Origin of the sequence: Devosia ureilytica (assembly GCF_024273195.1) — a bacterium.
Taxonomy (GTDB): domain Bacteria; phylum Pseudomonadota; class Alphaproteobacteria; order Rhizobiales; family Devosiaceae; genus Devosia; species Devosia ureilytica.
This window is the reverse complement of sequence record NZ_JAMZCU010000009.1, coordinates 51393-60064: the sequence shown is the minus strand read 5'-3', so window position 1 is coordinate 60064 and position 8672 is coordinate 51393. Positions and strand designations below refer to the sequence as shown.

Below are 8672 nucleotides of genomic sequence, written 5' to 3'. Positions count from 1 at the left end.
TCATCCAGATTGTCGCCAGCGTCTCATCCAGATTGCCGCGCTATACTTAGCCCTTCCGTCGTGCCTGGAACACCATAGCCCCCGTCAGCAGTACCACAATGGCCAGCGAGACCAGCGCGTTGTAGCCGGCCAGCGAAATCCCGAGGAACCGGAACTGCACCACGTCGCAGCCGATGACCGGCTGCAGATCGTTGAGCGCGTCGAGCGAGAAGCTTTCACCCAGGCCGGTGCAGGCCGTGGGGCCGGGCCAGAAGCCCCATTCAACGCCGGAATGGAAGGCGCCAAGATAAGTGCCCCAGGCAAAGAGCGCCGCGACGATGCCGACAGCCAGGTACCAGACCGGCAGCGGCAGCCGGTTCCACAATACCAGCACCAGGGCCAGGATCGGCAGGCCCCAGTAATAGGGCAGGCGCTGCTCGAGGCAAAGTTCGCAGGGCTGCAAGCCGCCGATGAACTGGGAACCAAGGGCGCCCAGAATGGTGGCTAGGCCAAGCATAAAGGCGAGACCGGCGAGAATTTTGTCGAGCGGGCGGGCTTTGGTCATGGTGGGTAACTCGATGTGACGCTGTATTGGCTAGGCCAATAGGGCCTGGCCCGGGCAAAAGCCAGAAGCAAACGCGGCTGTGATCAACACGGCTCGCGCCCGGCACTCAATCGTTCGGCAGCTTAATGCCCAGTGCCTGACGCAGGGCGATGGCATTGGCGGGGGCGTGCAATTTGTCCTCATGGACGAAATAGGCAAAGACGTCGTGCCCGGCGTCCCGCCAGGCGCCCATGGTGGCAGCCCAATCCTTGATGTCGGCCTCGGCATAGCCGGCCGCGTCGGGCCGCGCCGGGCCCTGCAACCGGCAATAGGCAAAGTCGGCGGTCAGATCCCGCGATGGGTTCTCAACTGTGTCCGCGATCACCCGCGCGACATTATGCCGGGCCAGCAGGTCGGCGACCGCGGGCGTATCAAAGCTTGAATGGCGCGGCTCGATGGCGTGGCGGATCGTGCCGACGCCGGTGGCATCGAGAAATGGCTCCTGCTTGACGCCGTCGGCCTTGCCGGCCAGCGCAAGATAGGCGTCGATGTCCTTTGGCAACAGATCAAGGAAGGCCGCGAAGCTTTCGGCGTCATAGGCCAGGTTGGGCGGCAATTGCCAGACAAAGGGGCCGAGGCGGTCGCCCATGGCCAGTGGGCCGGAAGCGAAAAAATTGGCCAGCGGCTCGGCGCAGTTCTTGAGGCGCTTGATATGGGTCACCAATTGCGGCCCCTTGACCGAGAACTGGAATCCCGCCGGTGTCTCGCCGGCCCAGCGCTTGAAGCTTGCCGGCTTCTGGTTGGCGCGGAAGGTGGCGTTGATCTCGATGCTGGTGAGGCGGCTCGTTGCGTAGGCGAGTTCCTTTTTTTGCACCAGCCCTTCAGGAAAGAAGGTGCCGCGCCAGGGTTCATAGACCCAGCCCGCCGTGCCGGTTCTGACTGTTCCGCTGCTGGTCATGCTATCCCTCCCATGGAGCGCCAGATTGGCCGCAGGCGGGGGGGTTGGCAATGGGATGATCCTCTGGCGTGCACCCGTGGCGGACCCAATTGCGGCAGTAATCTTTTTTTGCCGCATTTGGGTGCATGGTGAACACCGGGTTTCAAAGGGTCATTCGCTTGCGCCGCACCACCATTGCCTCTGTGACTGCCGCCATGCTGATTGGCCTTGATCCAGCTGCGGCGCAGGCCTGCGACGGCCTGCGGCTGGTGCCGGGTGGCGTGGTTACACAAGTGACCGACGGCGACACGGTCGTGCTTGATTCGGGGCTGGTGGTGCGCATGATCGGCACCCAGGCTCCCAAATTGCCGCTTGGGCGCGAGGACTACCCCACCTGGCCGCTGGCCCCCGAGGCCCAGGCGGCGCTCGCGGCGCTGGCGCTCAACAAGTCGGTGACGCTGGGTTATGGCGGCGAGGAAGTGGACCGCTATGAGCGGGCGCTGGCCCATGTGTTTGTCGATACCGGCGAGAGCCAGCAGGTCTGGGCCCAGATGCACATGATCGAGAGCGGACTGGCGCGGGTCTATTCCTTCCCGGACAACCGGTCTTGCCTTGATCAACTTTTCGCGGGGGAAGCCCGGGCGCGCAGCGAGCGGCTTGGAATCTGGGCCGATCCCTATTACAGCGTGCGGGCGGCGGATCGCCCGTCCACACTGCTGGAGCGGGCCGGGAGTTACGAGCTGGTGGAAGGTCGGGTGTTGCTGGCCGACCGCAGTGGCTCGCGGGTCTTTCTCAATTTCGGCCGGTTCTGGAAAGAAGACTTCACCGCGGTGATTGAAGCACCGGCCCTGAAGCTGTTCACCCAGGATGGGCTGGATCTGCTGACGCTGGAAGGCGCGCTCATTCGGGTGCGCGGATGGGTGGACGACCGGGATGGTCCGCGCATCGAGGTGACGCATCCCGAGCAGATCGAGGTTCTGGCTGGGCGATGACTGCGCATTTGGGCAAAAGCATATCGCGGATCGGCATTGTTGCCGTCAGTCTTCTGGCGCTCTCGGCATGCACGTCCTTGACCGGATCGGGGATCAATACCGCACGTACGGGCGACAATCCGGCGCCCACGGTCATCCCGGAGGGCACGGACCCCGACGATTCAGTGCTGGGCCTGCGCGAGCATCCTCGCATTGTGGCCGCCTATGGCGGGGTCTATGAAGACCGGCCGGCCGAGATCATGGTTGCCCGGATAGTCGGGCGCCTGCTTGCCGCGGCCAACCAGCCCAATGCCAAGTTCCAGATCACCATCCTCGACACTTCCGAGGTCAATGCCTTTGCCCTGCCGGGCGGCTACATCTATGTCACGCGTGGCATTCTGGCGCTGGCGTCGGACACCAGCGAACTGGCTGCAGTGCTGGCTCATGAGATTGCCCATGTGACCTTGCGCCATGCGCGGGCGCGGACGGATCGCACCCGCCAGACGCAGATCGTGGATCGTGTCATCACCGGGATCTTCGGCGGCGATACCTCGACCGACGCGACCGCCAATCGCACGCGCGAGCAGCTCGCCTCGTTCAGCCAGAACCAGGAGCTCGATGCTGACAAGGAGGGCATCAAGTTTGCCGGCAAGGCCGGATATGACCCTCAGGCTGCTGCCCGCTTCCTGGGCGTCATGAGCCGCTTTGCCGCCTTTTCGGCTGGCGCCGCAAGCGGCAATGAAGGCTTTCTGTCGTCCCATCCATCAACGCCCGCCCGTATCGAGACGGCGATGTCGACGGCGCGGGGCATGTTTGGCCAGGGCGAGGCCGGGGAATCCGACCGCGAAGCCTATCTCTCGGCGATTTCCGGGCTCAGTTTTGGCGACAGCCCGGCGCAGGGCTCGATTGTCGGGCAGCGCTTTATCCACCCGGCCAACAAGTTCACCTTTGCCGTGCCCCAGGGCTATGCGCTGCAGACCTCGCAAAGCGCCGTGGTCGGGGTCGCCGGCGATGGCGAGGCGGTGCGCTTCGACAGTGCCCAGGTCCAGCCCAGCATGTCGCTGACCGATTATCTGAAGTCTGGGTGGATTGCCGGGCTCAAGGCCGACACGGTGGTGGCCGAGGAACACAATGGGCTCGAAATGGCCTCGGGCCTTGCGCAGACGGACCAGTGGTTCTTCCGCGTGGCGGTGATGCGGCTCGATGGCGAAGTCTATCGTTTCATCTTCGCCGCCAAGAGCGACAGCCAGCGGTTCCGGGATGGGGCGGTGGCAACCATCGAGAGCTTCCGGCAGACTACCGCATCTGACCTGAGCCAGATCCGGCAGCTGGCGATCCGGCTGGTAACGGCGCGGGCGGGCGATACGGCCGAGCGGCTGGCCCAGCAGATGGCGCCGATTTCAGGCGGGCGCGAGTTGTTCTATATCCTGAACAATCTTTATCCTGGCGACCCGGTGGCCCCGGGGCAGCGCTACAAGATCGTCGCCAAGCCCTAGCTTTTTAAAGCTTGTTGACGGAATTGCCGATGGCGCCAACGGCGCCGGTCGAGCCGCTACCGAACATGTTGGCGACGCCGTCGCCAACAAGGGTGAAGCTGGCGACCAGCGCGACGGCAATGATCGTGCCCAGCAGCGCATATTCAATGGCAGTGGCCCCGGTTTGGTCGGCGGCAAAGCGCCGGATGATCTGCGCCAGCATTTCTGCTCCATGCGTGAGCGGCCTTCTGGCCGGCACCTTAGTTCGCGGTCCCGCGCCAGGGTGGTCACCACCTTGGCGTGAAAGCCCGTCAGAGAAGATCGCAAAGCGCCGCGATCAGGGGCTCGTCCGCCGGTGGCATGGGATAATCCCGCAAGGCCTGCGGGCGAACCCATTTGAGGGCCATATGCTCGCGCGCCACAGGTGTACCCTGCCATTTTCGGCAAACGTAAAGTGGCATCAACAGGTGAATGCTTTCGTAAGCGTGACTGACAAATGATAGCGGTGCCAGGCACGCCTGCCTGGTCTCGATGCCCAGTTCCTCGTTGAGCTCACGGATCAGCGCGGCCTCGGGGGTTTCGCCGGGCTCGACCTTGCCGCCAGGAAATTCCCACAGGCCTGCCATGGACTTACCCTCGGGGCGCTGGGCGATCAGAACCCGGCGGTCGGGGTCGACCAGCGCACAGGCCACGACCAATAGAAGCGGCTTGTCGGTCACGGTGCGTCTCCGGGGATGCGGTAAGAGTAGTCATACTGATGGGCATAGCCCAGAGACCGGTAGAGCGCCTGGCCGGCAAAATTGTCGGCCTCGACATTGAGGGCAGCTGTGCTGGCGCCATTTTCCCGCGCCCAGGCGAGGCCGGTGCGCATCATGGCGGCGCCAAGGCCCTGGCGGCGGCGCGCGGGATCGGTGATCACATTGCCGGCGACGACCACGCCATCGGCAATAGCCATCAGCCCTGAGGCGGCCGGAACGGCATCGCGATACACGACGATGCCGCAAGCGGGGACGGACATCACCGCCAGAAGGGCCTGCATGCGGTCCAGATGGGCCGCCTCATAGCCCTGCAGCGCCTGTTGCGCGGCACGGAACCTGGGGTCGAGAAGGGGCATGGTCTGCCCTTCGGGATCGGGATCATGGGGTTCCAGCGACATGGCAAAGAGATGGCTGCGGCCCACGGTCTGCCAGTTCCGCGCATCAATGGCGGCTGTCAACGCTGGGCTTTCGAGCGGTGTCGTGCGAACGACGGGCGTCAGGCCCTGGGCCGCAAACCAGGCCACGGCGCGGTCAAGCCGCGCTGCGGCATCGGCATTGTCCTCGGGGTCGAAGCATTGCAGGGAATTGGCACGCTTGGTGTAACCATTGGCGGACCGGCATACCCAGCCGCCATCCCATTGCACTGCAATGCCGGGCCAGGCGAGCAGCCCTGCGCGCTCGAAGGCTTCTACCGTGCGCAGGGCCACGTCAGCTCCGATAGTCGCCGTTGATGGTGATGTAGCCATGGGTCAGGTCGCAGGTATAGACCGTGGCCCGACCCTCGCCGAGGCCCAGGCTGACCGTCAGCTCCAGCTCTTGGCCCTTCATATAGGCGCTGGTGGCCGTCTCATCATAGCCGGCGGCGCGCTCGCCGTCGCGGGCGACGACCAGGTCGCCAAAGCGGATGGCGAGCTTGTCGCGGTCCGCCGGTTCGCCCGCCTTGCCCACGGCCATGACGACGCGACCCCAATTGGCGTCCTCGCCGGCAATGGCGGTCTTGACCAGCGGGCTATCGGCAATGGCCTTGGCAATGCGGAAAGCGCTCTCGTCGGAAACCGCGCCCTCGACATGCACCGACACCTGCTTGGTGGCGCCCTCGCCGTCGCGGACGACATGGATCGCCAATTCGAACAGCACGTCCGAGAGCGCCTGCCCGAAAATTTCGGCGCGCGGATCATCCAGGCTGGTGATCGGCTCGAGCGCGGCCTTGCCGGTGGCAAAGGCCAGGAGCGTGTCGGAGGTGGAGGTGTCGCTATCGACGGTGATGGCGTTGAAACTGGTCTGGTTGTGCCGGGCGAGCAGGGTCTGCAGCACGTCGGCGGCGACGGGCATGTCGGTGACAACGAAGCTCAGCATGGTGGCCATGTCCGGGGCGATCATGCCCGAGCCCTTGGCAATGCCGTTGATCTTGACCTCGACACCATCGATCTCGAGCACCGCGCCGGAGAGTTTTGGAAAGGTGTCTGTGGTCATGATCGCCTTGGCCGGCTCGATCCAGGGCGTTTCGGCCATGCGGGTGGCCGTTTCGTCGAGCACGCCGGCAAATTTGGAGGCGTCGAGCGGTTCGCCGATGACACCAGTGGAGGCAAGAAAGATTTCGCTGGTTGAACAGCCGAGGGCCTTGGCGGCGATCTCGGCGGTCATCTCGACACTCTTTTTGCCCTTGGTGCCGGTAAAGGCATTGGCATTGCCCGAATTGACCACCAGGCCACGGGCCAGGCCGCCGGGCAGATTGGCGCGGCACCAGTCGACGGCGGCCGACGAGCATTTGGAGCGCGTCAGCACGCCGGCGGCGACGGTGCCTTCATCAAAGGCCATCAGCAGCACATCGGTGCGGTTCTTGTATTTGATGCCCGCTTCCGCGGTTGCAAAGCGCACGCCGGCGACGGCGGGCAGGTCCGGGTAGGATTTGGGGGCGAGCGGAGAAACCGGATGGGCAGCCATGAGCGAAACCTTGCTGGCAAATCGTTTGTTGCCCTCGGGTGTGCCTCAAAGCCGTGACGGGTGCAAGCGCCGCGCCATGCCCCCAATCGTCATATTGCAGCGGGTTTGCGTCCCGCGATAAAGGCGCCGAAGCGCTTGTTGATGAAGGGCACGACAGCCAGGACTATGGTGGCCGACATCATCGGCACCAGGATGAGGCTGCGCTGCCAGATGTCCCAGCCATTTGTGAGGGGCATCAGTACATAAAGGTAAAGTGTGACGACCGGATAGACGGCGAGGGTCATCAACAGGGTCAGTCGAAGGCGGGCGGGGAGGGGCATGGGAAACTCCAATCGAAACGCTACGTTTCGTTATATAACGAAACGGGCCGTTCCGTTCAAGTCTTTTCCGCAGGCATTTTTTGATCCATATAGTGGGCATGAGCACAGACATCGAAACGGCCGCGATCGGTGAAGACGGAGACGACGCAGCGCGACGCTCGATTGGCGCGCGTCGCAATCCGGCCAGCCAGGAGGCCATCCTGGATGCCGCCGAAGCGCTGCTGCGCGAGAACGGCATCGCCGGCTTTTCCATCGAGGCCGTGGCGCGACGGGCGCGGGCCGGCAAGCCCACCATCTATCGCTGGTGGCCGCACCGCACGGCGCTGATGCTGGACGTCTACAAGCGCTTCAAGAATGCCAAGGATTTCCCCGACACAGGATCACTGCGCGGCGATCTCCTCAGTTTTCTCGAAAACCACCTGCTCGGGTTCTGGAGCGGGAGCCTGTGTGGGACGGTTTATCGGGCCGTGGTGGCCGAAGCCCAGACCGACAGTGCCGCCGCCGAACTGCTGTTGGCCTATCAGCATGGTCGCAAGACCCATGCCGTGCGCATCGTTGATCGGGCCAAGGCGCGTGGCGAGGTGCCGGAAAACACCGACGCCGCGCTGATTATTGATCTGGTGGTGTCCTACGCCTGGCACCAATTGCTGCTTGGCCAGCTTGAAGCGGCCATGGGCAAGGCGCCTAATGTGGTCGACACTATCCTGAGGGGCATTGACGGCTACCAGGGCTAAAGGCGGCCTCAAATAAAAAGTCCGGCGCAATGGCCGGACTTTTCTGAAGCGCTGGAGCGGCAGGTCCTACTGAACGCCGGCAGCGGCGTTCTCTGCGGCTTCCTGGGCATCGAATTTGGCCTTGAGATCGGGATCGGCGATTTCGATGGTGACGCCGGACATCAGTTCATCAACCTTGGCGGTGAAGCTGTCCATCAGCAACTGGTTCTGGATCTGCGGGGCTACCTGCTCGAAGGCCGGCGGTGCCGACTGGCGCTTTTCGGCGAGCTTGATGATGTGCCAGCCGAACTGGGACTGGACCGGCGCGGAAACCGCTCCAACTTCTGCCAGGGCGAAAGCGGCCTCCTCGAAGGGGGCGACCATCATGCCCTTGCCGAAAAAGCCCAGATCCCCGCCATTGGCCGCGCCGGGGTCGATGGAGTGCTCGCGCGCCAGGGCGGCGAAATCGGCGCCGCCATCGATCTGGGCCTTGAGGTCATTGGCCTCTTGTTCGGTTTCGACCAGGATATGGCTGGCACGCACTTCGTCAGCGGGCTGGAACTGGCTGGCATAGGCGTCATACTCAGCTCGCACGGCCTCGGGGGTAATCGAGCCGGCAATGGCTTCGGCGAAATAGGCGCGACGCAGAGCGCGTTCCTCGAGATATTTCCGGCGCTGGGCGAAGATTTCAGTCTGGTCCATCCCGGCATCGCGGGCGGCCTTTGACATCACCTTCATGTCAATCAGGATGCGCACGAGAAAGGCGCGACGCTCTTCGGCCGGCATCTGCGCCAGATCCTGAGCCATGTCCTCGGCGGCAAAGGCTAGATCGCCTTCGGTAATGGTCTCACCCCCGATGGTGGCGACCACAGTGGAGGGATCAACTTCGGCGGCCTGGGTCGTCGTGCTCGTCGCATCCTGGGCCAGGGGCGCGAGGACAGGCGCGGCAACAAGCAGTGCGGCGAGACTGGCGGCGCGCAAAAGGCGCTGGGTCGGGTTCGACATGGGGGTCACTTGTCTCCTTGGCCAGC

At 64.0% G+C, this 8672-nt stretch carries 11 protein-coding genes; 3 read left to right on the top strand and 8 right to left on the bottom strand.

Annotated features, from left to right (window positions below; genetic code table 11):
- Positions 1-46 precede the first annotated feature (46 nt).
- Together NIM87_RS17935 and NIM87_RS17930 are read right to left on the bottom strand one after the other, a co-directional pair.
- Positions 47-544, bottom strand: coding sequence for a disulfide bond formation protein B (locus tag NIM87_RS17935; protein ID WP_254676112.1), 498 nt, complete (start codon positions 542-544; stop codon positions 47-49).
- Positions 545-650: 106 nt separating this feature from the next.
- Positions 651-1481 (bottom strand): DUF72 domain-containing protein, encoded by an 831-nt coding sequence (locus NIM87_RS17930; RefSeq protein WP_254676111.1) that lies wholly within the window; start codon positions 1479-1481, stop codon positions 651-653.
- 158 nt (positions 1482-1639) lie between these two features.
- Between NIM87_RS17930 and NIM87_RS17925 the strand changes: the two genes are divergently transcribed.
- On the top strand, positions 1640-2452 hold the full coding sequence (locus NIM87_RS17925) for a thermonuclease family protein (RefSeq protein ID WP_254676110.1): 813 nt from the start codon (positions 1640-1642) through the stop codon (positions 2450-2452).
- Positions 2449-3927, top strand: coding sequence for a M48 family metalloprotease (locus NIM87_RS17920; protein WP_254676108.1), 1479 nt, complete (start codon positions 2449-2451; stop codon positions 3925-3927). Before NIM87_RS17925 ends, NIM87_RS17920 begins: the two co-directional genes overlap by 4 nt.
- A 4-nt stretch (positions 3928-3931) precedes the next feature.
- Here NIM87_RS17920 and NIM87_RS17915 read toward each other — a convergent pair whose 3' ends face one another.
- The 5 genes from NIM87_RS17915 to NIM87_RS17895 form a co-directional block, all read right to left on the bottom strand.
- Complete coding sequence (locus NIM87_RS17915; RefSeq protein ID WP_254676107.1) at positions 3932-4129, bottom strand: Flp family type IVb pilin; 198 nt, start codon at positions 4127-4129, stop codon at positions 3932-3934.
- An 88-nt stretch (positions 4130-4217) separates the two neighbouring features.
- Positions 4218-4625: an 8-oxo-dGTP diphosphatase MutT gene (mutT, locus tag NIM87_RS17910; RefSeq protein ID WP_254676106.1), complete on the bottom strand. Its 408-nt coding sequence runs from the start codon at positions 4623-4625 to the stop codon at positions 4218-4220.
- Positions 4622-5371 carry a GNAT family N-acetyltransferase gene (locus NIM87_RS17905; RefSeq protein WP_254676105.1) on the bottom strand — a complete coding sequence of 250 codons (750 nt, stop codon included), beginning with the start codon at positions 5369-5371 and terminating at the stop codon, positions 4622-4624. The genes mutT and NIM87_RS17905 overlap by 4 nt, the downstream gene beginning before the upstream one ends.
- Position 5372: 1 nt before the next feature.
- On the bottom strand, positions 5373-6608 hold the full coding sequence (gene argJ / locus NIM87_RS17900; protein WP_254676104.1) for a bifunctional glutamate N-acetyltransferase/amino-acid acetyltransferase ArgJ: 1236 nt from the start codon (positions 6606-6608) through the stop codon (positions 5373-5375).
- An 89-nt stretch (positions 6609-6697) separates the two neighbouring features.
- On the bottom strand, positions 6698-6928 hold the full coding sequence (locus tag NIM87_RS17895; RefSeq protein ID WP_254676102.1) for a hypothetical protein: 231 nt from the start codon (positions 6926-6928) through the stop codon (positions 6698-6700).
- 98 nt (positions 6929-7026) lie between these two features.
- Between NIM87_RS17895 and NIM87_RS17890 the strand changes: the two genes are divergently transcribed.
- Positions 7027-7662, top strand: coding sequence for a TetR/AcrR family transcriptional regulator (locus tag NIM87_RS17890; protein WP_254676101.1), 636 nt, complete (start codon positions 7027-7029; stop codon positions 7660-7662).
- Between the two features lie 66 nt (positions 7663-7728).
- On the opposite strand, the gene NIM87_RS17885 is transcribed toward NIM87_RS17890, so the two are convergent.
- Complete coding sequence (locus NIM87_RS17885; protein WP_254676100.1) at positions 7729-8646, bottom strand: peptidylprolyl isomerase; 918 nt, start codon at positions 8644-8646, stop codon at positions 7729-7731.
- Between the last annotated feature and the right edge of the window lie 26 nt (positions 8647-8672).

Bases quoted from the DNA above. Each gene is read 5' to 3' on its own strand.
- NIM87_RS17935 (WP_254676112.1), bottom strand. From the start codon at position 544: ATGACCAAAGCCCGCCCGCTCGACAAAATTCTCGCCGGTCTCGCCTTT.
- NIM87_RS17915 (WP_254676107.1), bottom strand. From the start codon at position 4,129: ATGCTGGCGCAGATCATCCGGCGCTTTGCCGCCGACCAAACCGGGGCC.
- argJ (WP_254676104.1), bottom strand. From the start codon at position 6,608: ATGGCTGCCCATCCGGTTTCTCCGCTCGCCCCCAAATCCTACCCGGAC.
- NIM87_RS17890 (WP_254676101.1), top strand. From the start codon at position 7,027: ATGAGCACAGACATCGAAACGGCCGCGATCGGTGAAGACGGAGACGAC.
- NIM87_RS17920 (WP_254676108.1), top strand. From the start codon at position 2,449: ATGACTGCGCATTTGGGCAAAAGCATATCGCGGATCGGCATTGTTGCC.
- NIM87_RS17930 (WP_254676111.1), bottom strand. From the start codon at position 1,481: ATGACCAGCAGCGGAACAGTCAGAACCGGCACGGCGGGCTGGGTCTAT.
- NIM87_RS17895 (WP_254676102.1), bottom strand. From the start codon at position 6,928: ATGCCCCTCCCCGCCCGCCTTCGACTGACCCTGTTGATGACCCTCGCC.
- NIM87_RS17885 (WP_254676100.1), bottom strand. From the start codon at position 8,646: ATGTCGAACCCGACCCAGCGCCTTTTGCGCGCCGCCAGTCTCGCCGCA.